The sequence below is a fragment of the Micromonospora sp. NPDC049679 genome (genome assembly GCF_040659735.1).
Lineage (GTDB): Bacteria > Actinomycetota > Actinomycetes > Mycobacteriales > Micromonosporaceae > Micromonospora_I.
The window spans coordinates 116,362-133,237 of record NZ_JBFANZ010000015.1; the positions used below are offsets into that span (position 1 = coordinate 116,362).

The window sequence follows — 16,876 nt, forward strand, 5'->3', positions numbered from 1 at the left end:
CCGCGTGATCAGCTAGTTCCCGCGTCTCGCCTCGTGTCCGCGTCATGGCTTCCTGATCACGCTGATCAGGGAGCCTGCCTGCGTTCCCACACGCCTGCAGGACACGAGGTGGGGAAATGTGCTCAGACCGCCTGCCGAGATCCGCGTGATCAGGGACGCTCGACGGGACACGCCGGCGACTCGCCGCAGTTGGTCCCTGATCACGCGGATCTCGACTCAGCGGGTGCCGCGACCTGCCAGCAGGCGGCGGGGGCTCCACCGGACAAGCACGTCCCGGCACCGACCGAATGCCGCGACGATCCGGCCGGACATGTCCATGATGCTCAGCCGCCACCGCAGGAGGACCGATGGCGGCAGCGCCGCCGCGATCCACCGGGTACGCCGGTCGGCGCCGGACGCGATGGCCTTGCGGACCGTCCGCAGCGATTCGGGCAGCGACGCGATCTGGAGCGGATCCCGGGCGTACCGGGCCCGTTCCTCGGCCCGGCCGAGCAGCCGGGTCGCCTCCGCCGAGGCGTCGTGCACCCGCCCCGACGCGACCAGTCGGTCGGCGGTCGCCCGGGGCGTCTCCGTCGGATCGACCGGCACCCGGAAGTCGACCAGCGTGTCGATCAACTCGTCCCAGGCGGCGTGCGCGTCGCTTCGTGCCCGGTCGGCGTCGGTGCCGATGACCACGAGCGACGGCGACCCGGGTGGTCCCTCACCCGCGAGCGGGCCACCGTCCGTGTCGCCCGCTGGCCCCGTGCCGGCTCCGGCCGCGCGGGTCGCCCGTCGGCGACGCAGCATCGACCGGAACATCGCCGGCACGGCCAGCAGGGCGAGCAGCAGCACCAGTCCCGCCGCTGCCCACCAGGGCCAGGTCGGGCCGGTCGGCCCGGCGGACCTGTTGCCGGTGGGGATGCCGGCGTCGATGTCGCGGGTCGGACCGTCGGGGCCGGTCGGGGCGGCCGACGGTCCGGTTTCCGTCGGCGCGTTCGGCGCGGCGGACGGTGAGACCGGTTCGGGCTGGTCGGTGTCGGGGGCCCACGGCGACCGGGTCGAGCCCGGCACGCTGGCGGCCGGTGTGGCGTCGAAGGGCACCCAGCCGACGCCGTTGAAGTAGACCTCGGTCCAGGCGTGCAGGTTACGGTTGGTCAGGATGACCGTGTTGTCCTGTCGCTTCGACCCGTTGGTGAAGCCGAACGCCACCCGGGCCGGCACGCCGGCCGCCCGGACCAGCCAGGCCATCGCCGCCGCGTACTGCTGGCAGAAGCCCACCTTGGTGGTGAGGAAGTTGACGATCTCCCTGCCGCTGGTGCCGCCCTCCGTACGCAGGCTGTAGGTGAAGCCGTTGCTGCGGGAAAAGTAGTCATAGATCGCCCGAACCCGGTCATAATCCGTCCGCTTACCGGCCGTCAGCCTGCTCACGAGCCGGCTCACCTCCGGTTCGACCGGAACCCCGGTGAACTTCTGCCGCAGCGAATCGTCGCGCGCGAGCGGCAGGGAGCGGCGCAGCGCCGCCGGTGAGTAGGTCGAGCGGACGAAGTCGAACGAGTAGGTCCGGTCCTTGCCGCGCGTGCGGTTCGAGTAGACGATCTGCATGCCGGGGTCGTAGAGCCAGGCTCCGTCGAGGTCCTTCACGGCGGTCAGCGTCGGGAAGGTCGGCAGCATCGGCATGTCGAAGTCCGGCGAGACCTCCACACTGGCCCGGTAGCTCTCCTGAGTCACCCCGGCCTCCTGGCTGCGCCGCGGATCGACCAGGGCCTGCGCCAACGGCCTGCCACTCGGCGGGCGACTGGCGAACCCGTCGCCGCGGAGCTCGTCGGCCACCCCGAAACGCAGGTAGGCCGGCTGCGGGTCGGTCGTGGTCAGCTTCGCCAGGTCCCGTACCTCGGACTGATTGAGCTGACCGCTCAGCGCGGCGAAGAGATTGACACGTCCCCCGGTGCCCGGTCCCCGCCCGGTGCCGTCGGCGCCGGCCGAGGTGAAGCTGTTGAGCGCGCCGCTGGTCATGCCCGGCACGGCGAGCGGCAGTAGAACGGCCAGCACGACGCCGACCACCGACAGCCGCCGTCCGGCCGCCGCGAGCGGCGACGGCTCCCAGACGTCCACGTCGCGGCCGTCGCCGGTGAACCGGCGGCCGAACCGGCGGACCCGGTCGACGTTGTCGGTCACCAGAAGCCAGAGGAAACCGACCGCGCCGACGACGAACGGCACCGGGGAGACGCTGTCGACGTAGACCGCCACCGGCACCGAATAGATCGCGAGCATCGGCAGCCCGGCCAGGGCCGGGCGACGGAGCCCGACGCTGAGCAGGTCGACCAGGATCGCGACGGACCCCACGCCGAGCACGGTGATGAACAGCAGCGGATCGCCGTCCGGCACCGGCACGCCGTACGCCCGCACGTCCTGGGTGGACTGGGTCAGCAGCTCGCCGAAATGCCGGAACGTCTCCGCTGAGGGGAGCACCGCGAGGAACTCGTGCCCGCTGGGGAACAGCCAGGCCAGCGCGAGCAGCAGCGCTCCCATCATGCCGAGCAGCTGGGTCCAGAGCGGTCCCCGGAGCGAGCGGACCAGCGTCGCACCGCCGGTGACCAGCGCGACCGCGATGACGCACTGGATCAACCAGGTCCACCGGTCGAAGATCGCGGTGAGCGGGGCGGCCGCCAGCAGCGTCGCCGCGCCGGCCACCAGTCCCAGATTGCGTCCGTCGTTCATCGCATACCCCCGGCGACCGTCTCGGCCAACGCCGCCCGCCAGGCGAAGCCCTGCGAGCCCCGCCCCGCCTGCGGCCAGAGCGCCGGCAGACTGCCGCCGTGGCCGACGCCCACGACCCGCCAGCCGCTGTGCAGCAGGGCGAGCGCGGCCGCGTCGTGCGCCTGGTCGGCCTCCGCCCGCGCGGTGGCCGGCAGGGTGAGCCAGGCGGAGCTGTCGATCAGGAACCCCACGCAGGTCGCGCCGTTGACGCGCAGCCCGGCGAGGAGTTCCGCCTCCGCGGTGGTCAGCGTGCCCAGCAGGGCGATCACCAGGCCTCCGTCGGTCTGCCGGCGGACCCGTTCGACCAGCATGCCGATATCGCCGCGCTGCGCCACGCGCACGTCGGCGAGCCGGTCGAGCAGGATGCTGTCACCGGCGGTGTCGAGCTGCTCGGTGTCGACGTCGGAATCCGTCACCAGCCGCAGCTTGTAGCCCGCCGTGTGCAGGTGCACCGCGATGCTCGCCGCCGCCGACACCGCCCACTCGAAGCTCGCCGTCGGACCCTCGCCCCGGTGCGCGGCGGCGCGGGTGTCGAGTACGACGGTGGCCCGGCTCTCCCACGGCTGCTCCTCGCGGCGCACCATCAGCTCGCCCGTCCGGGCGGTCGACTTCCAGTGCACCCGGCGCAGGTCGTCGCCGCGCCGGTATTCGCGGGTCGCCGCGTCGTCCTCGCCGTGCACCGCCACCGAGCGCGCCCGGCTCTCGCCGCTGCCCGCGTACTCGCCGGGAAGCCGGACCGTCGGCAGCGGCACGACCTGCGGGATGACGGTGAGCCGGTCGACGCTGGGGAAGGCGCGGGTCAGCTCGCAGAACCCGAACGGATCGGTCAGGCGCACCACGAGCGGCCCGATCTCGTACCGGCCGCGCACGTCGGCGCGGACCGTGTACGCCACCGAGCTGGCCTGGTGGGCGCCGAGCCGCTCCAGCACCACCCGCGGACGGCTGCCCAGCGCGTACGGGAGGCGGTCCTCCAGCAGCAGCGTGCCGGTGGGGAGCCGGGACATGTTCTGCAGCCGCAGCACCACGCGGGCGGTGGTGCCGACCGGGACGCGGTGCGGCTCCAGCGACCGGCTGCAGGCCAGCTTGTACCGGCTCCGTCGGACGTATCCGGCAGCCAGCAGGGGCAGCACGATGAGCAGGATCGCCACCCGCAGCAGGTCCTTTTCCCCGAGGATCACCGCGGACAGCGCGGCCGCTGCGCCTGCCGCGAGGAAGGAGCGACCGCGAACGGTCAGCCCGCGCAGCGCCTCGCGCACGTCACCGCCTCCGAGGCTCGAACGGGGTGCGTCCGTTGCCGTTGCCGGTGCCGTCCAGGGGCCCGGGGTCGTAGGTCGGGCGCTGGCGGTCGTGCGGCAGCGGCAGCCGGTGCACCAGGTCGGCGACGATCGCGTCGGTGGTGCGGCGGGCGACCTGGGCGTCGGCGGTGGGGATGATCCGGTGCGCGAGCACCGGCACCGCGAGGGCCTGGAGGTCGTCGGGGAGCACGTAGTCGCGGCCATCGAGCGCGGCGACCGCGCGCGCGGTGCGCACCAGCTGGAGGGTGGCCCGGGGGGAGGCACCCAGCCGCAGGTCGGGGGCCTCGCGGGTCGCGGTGACCAGGTCGACCGCGTACTGCTTGACCGGATCGGCGACGTGCACGTCGCGTACCGTCGTGATGAGCCGGCGGACGGTCGCGGCGTCGGAGACCGGCCGCAGCGCCTGCAGCGGGTCGCTCGCGCCGTGCGCATCGAGCATTGCCAGCTCGGAGCCGGGGTCCGGGTAGCCCATCGCGATCCGGGCGGTGAACCGGTCGCGCTGCGCCTCGGGCAGCGGATAGGTCCCCTCCATCTCGATCGGGTTCTGCGTCGCGATCACCATGAACGGCGTGCGCAGCTCGTACGTCGTACCGTCGACGGTGACCTGGCGCTCCTCCATCGATTCCAACAGGGCGGACTGGGTCTTGGGGGAGGCCCGGTTGATCTCGTCGCCGACGACGAGGTTGGCGAAGACGGCGCCCGGCTTGAACTCGAAGTCGTGCGTCTCCTGGTTGTAGACGCTGACCCCGGTCACGTCGCTGGGGAGCAGATCCGGGGTGAACTGGATGCGCCGTACCGAGCAGTCGATCGACCGGGCCAGCGCTTTGGCGAGCTTGGTCTTGCCGACGCCGGGCACATCCTCGATCAGGAGGTGACCTTCGGCGAGCAGGACGGCGAGCGCGAGTCGCACCGTCGCGGTCTTGCCCTCGATGACCTGTTCGATGTTGGTCACGATGGCGTCGCTGGCGGCGCGGAACTCGTCGCTCGGCATGGGTGCGCCCAGCTCGTCCCAGGTTGGCTGTGTCACGGGCCTCCTCCTCGTCCTGCTACGGCTGTCTACCTATACGTGTCGTGACGGGCCGTAGGTTCGCGGAAATTGGCCCCGCTTTTCGACCTCGACCATCCGCATCCCTCAAGGCTAGCCGGGGTGGGGGGTTTAGCCGAGGGAGTCTCGGCTGCTCCCCGCTGTCCGTTCGCGGCACGGCGGGTGAGACAGGCCGTGGTGGGGGCGTTAGACTGCCGTTATGGCCAGGGCCACCGTGCTCCTTAGCGAGCCGTGCTGACGCGTTCGGCGACAGCACGGCGACCCCTCCTGTGGAGGGGCTTTTTTATGCCCTGACACGTTTATGAGCTGACACGCGTGGTCGACCTGACACGCGCCGACGAATCCCGGCCCTGGACTTTGACCCGAGGTGGCGACCATGACTGAGACAGCGGAGACGACGGCGGATATCCCGCGCTTCCGGTACACCGCCGCACTGGCGGGCGAGATCGAATCGCGCTGGCAGGAGCGCTGGGCGGAGCGGGGCACCTTCCACGCGCCCAACCCGACCGGGCCGCTGGCCGACCCGGGGCACCCGCGGTTCGGCGCCGAGAAGCTCTATCTGATGGACATGTTCCCGTACCCGTCCGGCGCGGGGCTGCACGTCGGCCACCCGTTGGGCTTCATCGGCACCGACTGCTACGGGCGCTACCAGCGGATGGCCGGCCGCAACGTGCTGCACACGATGGGCTTCGACGCCTTCGGTCTGCCGGCGGAGCAGTACGCGGTGCAGACCGGGCAGCACCCGCGCACCACCACCGAGCAGAACATCGAGCGCTACCGCGAGCAGCTGCGGATGCTGGGGCTGGCGCACGACCCCCGCCGGTCGGTCTCCACCACCGACGTCGAGTTCTACCGCTGGACCCAGTCGATCTTCCTGAAGATCTTCAATTCCTGGTACGACGGCGACGCCCGCAAGGCCCGCCCGATCGAGCAACTGGTCCGGGATTTCGAGACCGGGCAGCGGGGCACGCCGGACGGGCGTCCGTGGGCCGAGCTGTCCGAGGTGGAGCGGCGGGGGATCGTCGACGACTACCGGCTGGCCTACATCTCCGAGGCGCCGGTCAACTGGTGCCCCGGTCTCGGCACGGTGCTGGCCAACGAGGAGGTCACCGCCGACGGTCGCTCGGAGCGGGGCAACTTCCCGGTCTTCAAGCGCAACCTGCGGCAGTGGAAGATGCGGATCACCGCCTACGGCGACCGGCTGCTCGAGGACCTGGACCTGCTGGACTGGCCCGAGCCGATCAAGCTGATGCAGCGCAACTGGATCGGCCGCTCGACCGGGGCGCACGTCACCTTCCCGACCGACGCCGGCGTCATCCGGGTCTTCACCACCCGGCCCGACACCCTCTTCGGCGCGACCTACATGGTGCTGGCGCCCGAGCACGAGCTGGTCGATTCGCTGATTCCGGCGGCCTGGCCGGACGGGACGCGGCCGGCATGGACCGGTGGGCACGCCAGCCCGCGGGAGGCGGTCGACGCCTACCGCAAGTACGCGGCGAGCAAGACCGATGTGGAGCGGCAGGCCGACGCGAAGGAGAAGACCGGCGTCTTCGTCGGCGCCTTCGCCACCAACCCGGTCAACGGCGCCCGCCTGCCGGTCTTCATCGCCGACTACGTGCTGGCCGGGTACGGCACCGGCGCGATCATGGCGGTGCCGGGGCAGGACGAGCGGGACTGGGCGTTCGCCGAGGTGTTCGACCTGCCGGTGGTCCGTACCGTGCAGCCGGTCGAGGGCTTCGACGGCAAGGCGTACACCGGCGATGGGCCGGCCATCAACAGCGGCTTCCTGGACGGTCTGGGCATCGCCGAGGCGAAGGCCCGGATCATCGAGTGGCTGGAGGAGAACGGGCACGGCACCGGCGCCACCACCTACCGGCTGCGCGACTGGCTGTTCAGCCGGCAGCGTTACTGGGGCGAGCCGTTCCCGATCGTCTACGACGAGACGGGCCTGCCGATCGCGCTGCCGGAGGAGATGCTGCCGCTGGAGCTGCCGGAGGTGGCCGACTTCTCGCCCAAGACCTTCGACCCGGATGACGCGGACAGTTCGCCGGAGACCCCGCTGTCGCGGGCCCGGGATTGGGTGGAGGTGGAGCTGGACCTGGGCGACGGCCCCAAGCGCTACGTCCGCGAGACCAACACGATGCCGCAGTGGGCCGGCTCCTGCTGGTACGAGCTGCGCTACCTGGACCCGACAAACACCGAGACGTTCGCCGCGCCGGAGAACGAGGAGTACTGGATGGGTCCGCGCACGCCGGCCGACTGCGGCGGCGTGGACCTGTACGTGGGCGGCGTCGAGCACGCGGTGCTGCACCTGCTGTACGCCCGCTTCTGGCACAAGGTCCTGTTCGACCTGGGCGAGGTGTCGAGCCGTGAGCCGTTCCGGCGACTGTTCAACCAGGGCTACATCCAGGCGTACGCGTACACCGACCCGCGTGGCGCGTACGTCCAGGCCGAGGAGGTCGTCGAGCGCGACGGCCGCTGGTTCCACGGCGAGACCGAGGTCAACCGCGAGTACGGCAAGATGGGCAAGTCGCTGCGGAACGTGGTGACGCCGGACGAGATGTGCGCGGCGTACGGCGCGGACACGTTCCGGGTCTACGAGATGTCGATGGGGCCGCTGGAGGTCTCGCGGCCGTGGGAGACCCGGGCCGTGGTCGGCTCCTACCGTTTCCTGCAGCGGGTCTGGCGCGCGTTGATCGACGAGCGGACCGGCGCGCTGCGGGTGGTCGACGAGCCGGCCGACGAGAAGACGCGGCGGCTGCTGCACCGGGTCGTCGACGGGGTCCGTGCCGACATGGACGGCCTGCGCTTCAACACGGCGATCGCCAAGCTGATCGAGCTGACCAACGGGCTGACGCAGCTCGCGGGCACGCCCCGGGAGGTGGCCGAGCCGCTGGTGCTGATGCTGGCCCCGTTCGCGCCGCACATCGCGGAGGAGCTGTGGCAGCGGCTGGGGCACGGGGACTCCCTGACGTACGCGGACTTCCCGGTGGCCGATCCGGCGCTGCTGCGCGCCGAGTCGGTGACCTACCCGGTGCAGATCAACGGAAAGGTGCGCGGCCGGGTGGAGGTCGCGGCCGACGCGGCCGAGCCGCAGGTGCGCGAGGCGGCGCTCGCCGCGGTCGCCGACCAGTTGGCCGGCCGGGAGCCGCGCAAGGTGATCGTGGTCGCCGGCCGGATGGTCAGCGTCGTCCTCTGACGTCGGTAGGGGTGCCGGTCGTCAGGGCCGGCACCCCGGCAGCGGTGGCAACCGTTCCAGGGACAGGACGGCGTACGTCTCCTCGTCCTCGGAGACCGGAGCCAGCGTGAGGACACCGGGGGCGTTGACCGCGTGTCCGTGGTCCCGGGTCAGCCGTACGTAACCGCCGGTACGCAGGTCCGCGGCGTACCAGGCCAGTTCCCGCTCGAACACCACCAGGTCGCGGGCGACGGCCGGCTGCTGGACGGTGGAGAACGCGTCCGTCGCGGGCGGCACCGGTCGGGGCGACGAGACCGGCCGGGGGGACGGGCGGGTCACCCGCAAGATCCGCACCGCCTGCGGCCAACCGGCGCGCCAGACGTTGAGCTCCTGCTGGTTCTCCGTCACCCACGCGGTCGTCAGCCCGTCGGTCGCCAGGCCGGCCGTCGTCGCCATCGCGGGCAGCGGCGGCGGCGGAACAGTCTCGCCGGTGGCTGCCGACACCGCCCGGACGCGACCGTCCGATCGGTCGTACCAGAGCAGGTCTTCCCCGACGAACTGCGCGTCCGTCACCCGCCCACGCGCGATGATCCGGTCACGTCGGTCGGGCAGTGAGTAGAGGTGCAGCTCGAACTCGCGGCCGCCTGTGTGCTGCGTCCATGCCGCTCGGCCGTTGCGCACCACCGGGATGGCGGCTGCGCTGCTCTGATCGAGGAGCCGCGATGGCGGCCCGTCGCCGGTGGAGTCCCAGGCGTAGAGGTCGGCTCCGCCGCCCCCGTGTGGCGCGGCCCGGCTGAGGTCGGTGAGCGCGTAGACCAACCAGCGACCGTCGAAGGAGCCCCACAGCGCGAAGGTGAACTGATCCGGCATCGTGGCCACGGTGCGGCGCCGACCGCCGTCCTGCAGCCAGGTCAGTTGCCTGCTGGCGTCCGCCCGTTCGATGTTGGCGAAGACGGAGGTGCCGTCCGGAGCGGCCGCGATGACATGTGTCCGCTGGCCGGGGTGCTGCGTGATCCGGCCGGCCCGGATCGCTTCGCGCCAGGACGCGGGGAGCGTGACCTCGCAGAAGTCGGGTCGGGGTGGCGCGGTGACCTCCGTGGCGGGAGGGGTCGCGGGATCGGGACGGCCGCCGGGCGTGCAGGCGCCGAGCGATGCGAGCACGGTCAGGCCGACCAGCGCGGTGACTCCGCGCAGCACGTGGTTCGCCATGACGCCGCAGCTCCGATCTTGATCACGAGATGTGGATTGTATGGAGGAAGCGATCGTGCGGGGTGCCCCGGCGCCGAACGGATACGTGCCGTGGCCGGACCGCCGCTCAGCCCGGTCGACCGTGCTGCCGTCGGCCGGACACCCGCCAGTAGACGGCGGCGCTGATGCTCACCAGCGTGCCCAGCGCCGCCGGGATGAACGTCAGCAGATCGACGTGCCCGGGCTTGACGACGGTGGCGCCGATCGCGGCGTAGCTGAACGCCGACGGCGTCGCGCCGATCAGCGTGCCGATCAGGTAATGCCGGGTCCGCACCGAGGTCGTGCCGTACGCGTAGCCGACCATCCCGAACGGTGACACGGGCAGCAGGCGGACCACGACCACGGCGAGCACCCCGCGCCGGGCGAGCCAATGGTCGAGTCGGGCGAGCCGCCCGCCGGCGCGGGCGGCGAGATAGTCCCGCCCCGCCCAGCGGCCGGCCACGAAGGTGACCACCGCGGCGAGCACCGCGGCGAGGAGCGCGTAGGACCCGCCGACGAGCGGCCCGAACAGGGCGCCGCTCCCCAGCGAGATCGCCGTGCGGGGCACCAGAGCAGCCAGCAGCATCGCGCCGACGGTCACGGCGACGACCGGAGTGGCCGGCCCGAGGGTCGCCGCGGCCTCGCCCACCTTCTCCAACGGCAGGAGCGCCGCGACGAGGGCGAGAGCGCCCACCGCCAGCGCCAGCGCGACCAACCTCAGACGGCGACCGGAGCGGGGCTCCGGTTCAGGTGGGGTGGGCGGATCGGCGGGCGTGGCGCTGACCGTCACGCCACCCGGGTCGCGGCGGTGCGTTCGGCCCGCAGCCGGTCGGACCAGGTGTCGTCGAGCGGGGGTAGGGCGCTGATCCCGGTCGCCCAGCGCAGCAGCAGGTCGGCCAACGCCGGGTTGCGGGCCAGCGCGGGGCCGTGTGAGTAGGTGCCGAGCAGTTTTCCCCGCCAGGCCCCCTCGCTGGACTCGTCGTTGCCGATGCCCACGGTGACCCGGGCGAGCGGCGCGACGCCGGGGCCGAGGTGGGTGCGGCCGCCGTGGTTTTCGAAGCCGGTCAGCGGCGGCAGGCCGAGCCGGGGGTCCACCTCGCCGGCGAGCTCACCGACGGCCCGCGACGGTCCGCGGTCGGAATGCAGGTCGAGCAGTTCGAGCCCGGCGCACTTGGCGCCCTTGGCGAAGAAGGAGCTGCCCAGCAGTTGGTAGCCGGCGCAGACCGCGAAGACCACGGAGCCCTGCGCGGCGGCCCGGTGCAGACCGCCGTCGGTGATCAGCCGCTGCGCGGCGAGCGCCTGCGGGCCGTCCTCGCCGCCACCGATGAGGTAGATGTCGGCGGTGGTGGGGAGCGGCTGGTCGGAGCGGACCTCGATCAGCTCGACCGGCATCCCGCGCTGCTGCGCGCGGCGGCCGAGGATGAGCATGTTGCCGCGGTCGCCGTAGGTGGAGAGCAGGTCCGGGTAGACCCAGACGATGCGCAGGACACTCGGCGAGCCCGCGGGAACCGGCTCGCCGTACGGCGAGGTCGTGAAGGGGTCAGTTGACACGGTCCAACTCCGCTCGGATGTCCTGGAACGCCGTGTAGTTGGCGATCACCTCAAGTCGGCCGACGGGCACCGCCGCGACGGCCGCGGCGAAGGTCCGTACATGCTCGAACGGCACGTCGTTGACCTCGAGCCGCACCGCCAGGTCGTAGGCGCGGTCGCCGGTGATCAGCACCTGCCGCCCGCGCAGCGGGGAGAAGTCCACATCGAAGAGCCAGGAGGTGTCCATCCCGTCGGGGTCGCGGGCGTTGATGGAGAGCAGGGTGGGCGCCTCGTCGGCCATGTCGAACGCCTCCAGCCAACTGGCGGGGTTCTTCGCGAGGAGCAGCCGGATGTTGCGCCCCTCGCGTACGACCTGAGCGTAGCGACCGGCGACCGAGGCGACCCCGCCGAGTCGGGACACCGCGTCGGTGGGGCGGACCCCGAACTGTGCGGCGACGGCGAGGGCGGTGGCCGCGTTGCCGAGGTTGACCCGTCCCGGCAGCTGCAGGACGACCTTGTGCCAGGCGCCGGTGGGGTCGACGACGCCGTCGTCCTCGACCACCCACTGCGCCTCGGGTCGCCGCAGCGGGCAGCCGGTGCACCACCACTGCTCGTCGGCGCGTTCGATCGGGGCGCCGCACTCCGGGCAGACCCAGGAGTCGTCGTGCCAGCGCTGGCCGGCGCTGAACCAGGTGACGGCGGTGTGGTCGACGCTCGCCCAGACCACCATCGGGTCGTCGGCGTTGGCGACCACGTGCACGTCCGGGTGCTTGGCCAGGGCGGCGCGCCAGAGCTGCGCCATCATGGCGACCTCTTTGGCCCGGTCGAGCTGGTCGCGGGAGAGGTTGAGCAGGGCCACCACGCGCGGCTCGGTCGCCTCCAGCACCTGTGGCAGGTAGTGCTCGTCGACCTCGAGCACCGCGTAGGGGGTGGCGCCGGCCTTGGCCAGCGCCGAGGTGTGGCCGGTGGGCATGTTCGCGCCGAAGGAGTTGGTCGCCACGGGGCCGAGCACGCCGACGGCCGCGGTGGTCAACCGCGTCGTCGTGGTCTTCCCGTTGGTGCCGGAGACCAGGCCGATGGAGCGGCCGGCCGCCAGGTGGGCGAGGAGTTCGGGGTCGATCTTCAGTCCGATCCAGCCACCGATCACCGAACCGTCGCCGCGTCCGGCCGCCCGCGACAGCGCGGCCGCCGTGCGCGACACCGAACTGGCCACCTTCGCCCGAAGGGGCATCTTCGCGTCCGTCACGCGAGCGAGGTTACCGGACTGGCGCCGCGCGGCGATCCGGCGAGACCGACGCGCCACCGTCGACTGCCCCGCCACGCCGTCGGCGATCCCCTCGATAACGCGTCCGCCGCCGGTCACGCGGGTGACGCCGCGCGTGATCGCGGTGTTGCGGCCGCCGGCCGGGCGGCGGGCGGCGCCGGCCGATCGGTGGGGGTGGGGCGCCGCGCGGCTGGCCGGAGTGGACCGGGCGGGGGAGAGTGACGCGCGGGTCCCGCCGGAAGGGACAGGAAATTCTGTGCCATGAATCACCGGCTGTAATCACGCGGTGGTGGGCGCGGCGACACGATGCGTGGTGGGTTACCGGACAACCGGTCCGATAGGGGACGGTATTGGCCGGGTCAACGTGACCGGAACAAACGCCGTCACGCTGCGTATATGACCGATGTGGGATAGAAACGGTAGGCCGGTCGGCAACCGCCCACCGGCTGTGACCGATGGTGCACGCCGAGCCCTGCCCGCACCGGCGGTCACGACGCTGTGACGATCGCGAAAGGCATCGAGGGCAGGGACGGGGGAACCAACATCGGCCCCGACGACCGCAGCCGGCGGTCGACGCGGAGCCTCGGGGTGAAGCCGCACCGCGGCCGGGCGAACCTTCGCGTCCGAACCCGACAGCTCACCTCGCAGGCGTGCCGGAGGGACCTCATCCGTGCAGCAGCACACTTCGACCCGGCCTCGACGGTTCTCCACCCGCGCCGGCCGGCTCTCGCTCGCGCTCGGCGTCTGCCTCTGCGCCGGTCAGTTGGTCGCCGCCCCGGCGGTCGCGGCCGAGCGCCCCGTCGTGCGGGCACCTGCCGCGCAGGCGCCCGTCGTGCCGGCCCCACTCGCGCCGCGACTGCAGTTGACCGCGAACGCCCGCACGGTCGGCTGGGGCGGCACCGTCGCCCTGACCGCGCGGATCACCGATCCGCGTACGGGTCAGCCGGTCCGCGGCGGCACCGCGACGCTGCAGGTGTGGAACGGCTCCCGGTGGGTGAACGGACAGACGGTTTCGGTCTCGGCCGGCCAGGTCCGCTACACACCCCGGCTCACCGACGTGAGCACGTTCAGGTTCGTCTTCAACGGCCACAAGCCGGTGTACCAGGGTGGGACGTCGGGCCAACTGCGCATCTCGGTGGCGAGCAATGGCGGTCAGGTGGTGCACGAGGCCCGCAAGCTCACCGGCAAGCCCTACCGGTACGGCGCGAGTGGCCCGCACTCCTTCGACTGCTCGGGCTTCACCCGGTACGTCTACCGCAAGGCGGGCGGGAAGAAGCTTCCGCACAACGCCAACACCCAGCAGCGGTACGGGCGCGCGGTGGGTAAGTCGCAGGCCAAGCCCGGGGACCTGATCGTGATCCGCAGCGGTTCGTACGGCTACCACGTCGGGGTCTACGCGGGCGGCGGCTACATGTACGACGCACCGCGGGCGGGCCAGAAGATCGGGAAGCACAAGATCTGGACCAGCAGTTATGTGGTGCGCCGAATCGTCAACTGATCGAATTGGGCGGAAGTCGGGGTGCGATGCCATTGGTGTCGCACCCCGCCGCCGTTCCCGGCCTTGATCTCTAAGCGGCATTACCCACCCCGCGTTGCGGCCCAGCCGCGTTAGCCGAACGCCGTTACCGGCCGTGAGTTTCCCTCCACTTTCCTCCCCGGGACCCTGCCGGTGGCGGTCCATTCCCGTTCCTCCCGCGCTAAACCGTGGCGCTCGCCACTTGGCGGGCCTATGTCGGAAAGCGGACGGGCCCGGAACCGCCTTTGGCACTCCACTCCGCACCACCCCATTTGACGTGCGGTTTTGCAACTCAGCTGCACCCGGATTGGGCGCGAATGCGGTTGCAGGTGGAGGGAAGTGGAGTACAGTGGGGCGCAATGGCGGGGCCGGGAGGGCCTGCCGGCCCAGGGGGATCAGCGGCGTCGCGAACACCGCTCGAGGGCGAGGGGGTGGGTCGGTGTTTCTGGGCACCCACACTCCGCGTCTCGACGACAAGGGCCGGTTGATCCTTCCGGCGAAGTTCCGAGACGAGCTGGCGGGAGGGGTCGTGATCACTAAAGGACAGGAACGCTGTCTCTACGTCTTTCCGACGCCCGAATTCCAGCGCATCGCTGATCAGTTGCGCGAGCAGCCGATGACGCACAAGGCGGCTCGGGCCTACAGCCGGGTGTTTTTCGCCAGTGCCCACGACGAGGTCCCCGACAAGCAGGGCCGGGTGACCATTCCGGGACACCTGCGGGAATACGCGGGACTGACGAGGGAACTCGTGGTCATCGGCGCGAGCAGCCGGGTGGAGATCTGGGACAAGCAGTCCTGGGAGTCCTACCTCGCGGAGAGCGAAGACGACTTCGCCGACATCGAGGAGGGGGTGCTGCCCGGCGGACTGTGAGGGCGTGGGAATGCCGAGGTTTCTCCCGGCCGCGAGATCGCGGACGGACGAGAGGGTGGTTTCGCGAAGAGCCACTTCGGCGCCGGTCGCCCCGACGTACTGCGAGATCTCCAGCCGCTCCCGCTCCTGGCGCCTCTTCCCCGGTGCCAGGCGTGCGTTCCAGTGCCGGCCGACGTGTCGGCCGGTGGAGTTAGAGCGGATGGGGATCTGGCCGTACGACGGGCGGCACGAAGAGCAACAGGCGCAGGTATTTCGACGGCGGGTCACTGGGGGTCAATATGGGGGAGCTTCGCGGTACGCACGTACCGGTGCTGCTCGAGCGGTGTCTCGAGCTGCTCGCCCCCGCGCTGGACCGCGGTGGTGACCGCCAGACCGTACATGTCGATGCCACGCTGGGCCTCGCCGGGCATGCCGAGGCGGTGCTCGCCGCGAACCCGCGGACCGTCCTGATCGGACTCGACCGGGACACGGAGGCGTTGGCGCACGCACGGGCGCGGTTGGCCCCGTACGCCGACCGGATCCATCTGGTGCACGCGGTCTACGACGAGCTGCCCGAGGTGCTCGACCGCCTCGGCTATCCGCTGATCGACGGGATCCTCTTCGATCTCGGTGTCTCCTCGCTCCAGCTCGACGCGCCCGATCGCGGGTTCGCGTACGCGCAGGACGCGCCGCTGGACATGCGGATGGACCAGACCCGGGGCGTGACCGCGGAGGAGATCGTCAACAGCTACCCGCCGGGGGAGCTGGTCCGGGTTTTGCGGGTGTACGGCGAGGAGAAGTTCGCCAAGCGGATCGTCGGGGCGATCGTCCGGGAACGGAATCGGGATCGGCTCACGTCGTCGGCGCGTCTCGCCGAGTTGGTTCGGGACTCGATTCCGGCGGCGGCCCGCAGAACTGGCGGACACCCGGCAAAGAGGACGTTTCAGGCGTTGCGAATTGAGGTAAACCGCGAACTGGCGGCGCTGGAGACGGCGCTGCCGGCCGCGCTCGACGCGCTCGCTGTGGGTGGCCGCATGGTGGTGCTCTCCTACCACTCGTTGGAGGACCGGATCACCAAGCAGTCGCTCGCGGAACGAGCGCGGAGCACGGGTCCGCTCGACCTGCCGGTCGAGCTTCCCGGCACCGGTCCGACGCTGCGACTGCTCAGTCGCGGCGCCGAACTCGCGAGCGAGGCGGAGATCGTCGCCAACCCGCGGGCCGCATCCGTGCGGCTGCGGGCGGCGGAGCACATCGAGGAGGGTTCGTCGGCACGGCGTGAGGCCGGGTCGGGCGGGCAGTCCGGGACGAGGAAGAAGGGCAGGGCCGACCGCGAACGGCCCCGCCCGGTAAAGGCGCTACACCAGCCGGGTGCGATGGCATCCGGGCAGTCCACACAGGACGCGGCAGTCCGGCCGGAACGTCCGGGGGACGGACGGGGCAGGGACGCAAAGGGGGAGGGGACATGAACGTAGAGAAGCGCGATCGCCGACACGAGGTCGGCGAGCGCGGCGCGGGGCAGCGCGCACCACGGTCGGGGGGCCGGACCATGGCGCAGCGGGCGACGCGCGGCAGTATCGCGGCACCGGAGGTCGGTCGGAACGCTCGTGCCCGGGGGGCGCGCGAGTACCCGACGCAGGGCAGCGCGGCGCTCCAGCCGCAGGAGTCGCTGCGGGTGTGGGACAGCTCCGCGGAGGAGGCGGCGGCAACGGCGGCGAAGGCCGCCCCGGCGCCACAGCTGAAGGTCGCTCCGCCGCCGCCGGTCGCGGTGCCGCGGGCGCCGTTCGTCGCGCTGGTGCTGGTGGTGGTCGTCGGGGGTGTGCTCGGCATCCTGATGGTCAACACGAAGATCAACCAGAACGCGTTCCGCTTGGGCACGCTGAAGCAGCAGCAGGCCACGCTGGACATCCGCCAGCAGCAGCTGGAGAACGAGATCGCCCAGCACGAGGCGCCGGGCAACCTGGCGGCCCAGGCGCGCAAGCTGGGCCTGGTGGAGTCCGGCCCACCGGCCTTCATCCGGCTCCCCGACGGTCGGGTGATCGGCGTGCCGCAGCCCGCCAACGGTCAGCCGTCGGTCGCCAGCCAGCAGCGCACGGGGCGGTAGTCCACATGCCACCGCGCTCCAACGAGCCGCGCCGGGACGCATCCGCGTCATGCGCAATGAGCGCCGACGTCGCGACGGCGGAGGGCCGCGAGTTCGCCGTAGCGAAGGCTGGTGAACGCGGCGAGCAGGACTAG

At 71.8% G+C, this 16,876-nt stretch carries 12 protein-coding genes and 1 riboswitch; of the genes, 5 read left to right on the forward strand and 7 right to left on the reverse strand.

What is annotated here, in order from left to right; translation table 11 throughout:
• Positions 1–216: 216 nt before the first annotated feature.
• From AB0J06_RS12730 to AB0J06_RS12740, 3 genes are read right to left on the reverse strand one after another with little or no spacing between them, the layout of a single operon-like run.
• Positions 217–2,697: a DUF3488 and transglutaminase-like domain-containing protein gene (locus AB0J06_RS12730; RefSeq protein WP_357427746.1), complete on the reverse strand. Its 2,481-nt coding sequence runs from the start codon at positions 2,695–2,697 to the stop codon at positions 217–219.
• Complete coding sequence (locus AB0J06_RS12735) at positions 2,694–3,992, reverse strand: DUF58 domain-containing protein (RefSeq protein ID WP_357427748.1); 1,299 nt, start codon at positions 3,990–3,992, stop codon at positions 2,694–2,696. Before AB0J06_RS12735 ends, AB0J06_RS12730 begins: the two co-directional genes overlap by 4 nt.
• 1 nt (position 3,993) lies before the next feature.
• Positions 3,994–5,058 carry a MoxR family ATPase gene (locus AB0J06_RS12740; RefSeq protein WP_357427750.1) on the reverse strand — a complete coding sequence of 355 codons (1,065 nt, stop codon included), beginning with the start codon at positions 5,056–5,058 and terminating at the stop codon, positions 3,994–3,996.
• A gap of 394 nt (positions 5,059–5,452) precedes the next feature.
• Between AB0J06_RS12740 and leuS the strand changes: the two genes are divergently transcribed.
• Positions 5,453–8,275: a leucine--tRNA ligase gene (gene leuS / locus AB0J06_RS12745; RefSeq protein WP_357427752.1), complete on the forward strand. Its 2,823-nt coding sequence runs from the start codon at positions 5,453–5,455 to the stop codon at positions 8,273–8,275.
• Between the two features lie 21 nt (positions 8,276–8,296).
• Here the strand turns inward: leuS and AB0J06_RS12750 are convergent, their stop codons facing one another.
• From AB0J06_RS12750 to AB0J06_RS12765, 4 genes are all read right to left on the reverse strand, one after another.
• Positions 8,297–9,463, reverse strand: coding sequence for a hypothetical protein (locus AB0J06_RS12750; RefSeq protein ID WP_357427754.1), 1,167 nt, complete (start codon positions 9,461–9,463; stop codon positions 8,297–8,299).
• Between the two features lie 106 nt (positions 9,464–9,569).
• Positions 9,570–10,271, reverse strand: coding sequence for a VTT domain-containing protein (locus AB0J06_RS12755; protein ID WP_357427756.1), 702 nt, complete (start codon positions 10,269–10,271; stop codon positions 9,570–9,572).
• Positions 10,268–10,966, reverse strand: a complete 699-nt coding sequence (locus tag AB0J06_RS12760; RefSeq protein WP_357427787.1) for a glutamine amidotransferase — start codon at positions 10,964–10,966, stop codon at positions 10,268–10,270. The genes AB0J06_RS12755 and AB0J06_RS12760 overlap by 4 nt, the downstream gene beginning before the upstream one ends.
• A gap of 55 nt (positions 10,967–11,021) precedes the next feature.
• Positions 11,022–12,242: a MurT ligase domain-containing protein gene (locus AB0J06_RS12765; RefSeq protein ID WP_357427789.1), complete on the reverse strand. Its 1,221-nt coding sequence runs from the start codon at positions 12,240–12,242 to the stop codon at positions 11,022–11,024.
• Between the two features lie 529 nt (positions 12,243–12,771).
• Positions 12,772–12,941, forward strand: a riboswitch (cyclic di-AMP (ydaO/yuaA leader).
• Between the two features lie 4 nt (positions 12,942–12,945).
• Here AB0J06_RS12765 and AB0J06_RS12770 point away from each other — a divergent pair.
• The 4 genes from AB0J06_RS12770 (at position 12,946) to AB0J06_RS12785 (ending at position 16,742) form a co-directional block, all read left to right on the forward strand.
• The gene (locus tag AB0J06_RS12770) at positions 12,946–13,773 is read left to right on the forward strand and encodes an NlpC/P60 family protein (RefSeq protein ID WP_357427758.1); all 828 of its coding nucleotides are present in this window, start codon (positions 12,946–12,948) and stop codon (positions 13,771–13,773) included.
• A gap of 457 nt (positions 13,774–14,230) precedes the next feature.
• Entirely contained in the window at positions 14,231–14,662 is a 432-nt protein-coding gene (gene mraZ, locus AB0J06_RS12775) for a division/cell wall cluster transcriptional repressor MraZ (protein ID WP_357427760.1), read from the forward strand.
• Positions 14,663–14,940: 278 nt separating this feature from the next.
• Positions 14,941–16,107, forward strand: coding sequence for a 16S rRNA (cytosine(1402)-N(4))-methyltransferase RsmH (rsmH, locus tag AB0J06_RS12780; RefSeq protein ID WP_357427762.1), 1,167 nt, complete (start codon positions 14,941–14,943; stop codon positions 16,105–16,107).
• Complete coding sequence (locus AB0J06_RS12785) at positions 16,104–16,742, forward strand: hypothetical protein (RefSeq protein ID WP_357427764.1); 639 nt, start codon at positions 16,104–16,106, stop codon at positions 16,740–16,742. Before rsmH ends, AB0J06_RS12785 begins: the two co-directional genes overlap by 4 nt.
• Positions 16,743–16,876 lie beyond the last annotated feature (134 nt).

Excerpts from the sequence above, each read along its gene's own strand:
- AB0J06_RS12730 (WP_357427746.1), bottom strand. The coding sequence starts at position 2,697 with ATGAACGACGGACGCAATCTGGGACTGGTGGCCGGCGCGGCGACGCTG.
- leuS (WP_357427752.1), top strand. The coding sequence starts at position 5,453 with ATGACTGAGACAGCGGAGACGACGGCGGATATCCCGCGCTTCCGGTAC.
- AB0J06_RS12750 (WP_357427754.1), bottom strand. The coding sequence starts at position 9,463 with ATGGCGAACCACGTGCTGCGCGGAGTCACCGCGCTGGTCGGCCTGACC.
- AB0J06_RS12765 (WP_357427789.1), bottom strand. The coding sequence starts at position 12,242 with ATGCCCCTTCGGGCGAAGGTGGCCAGTTCGGTGTCGCGCACGGCGGCC.
- rsmH (WP_357427762.1), top strand. The coding sequence starts at position 14,941 with ATGGGGGAGCTTCGCGGTACGCACGTACCGGTGCTGCTCGAGCGGTGT.
- AB0J06_RS12785 (WP_357427764.1), top strand. The coding sequence starts at position 16,104 with ATGAACGTAGAGAAGCGCGATCGCCGACACGAGGTCGGCGAGCGCGGC.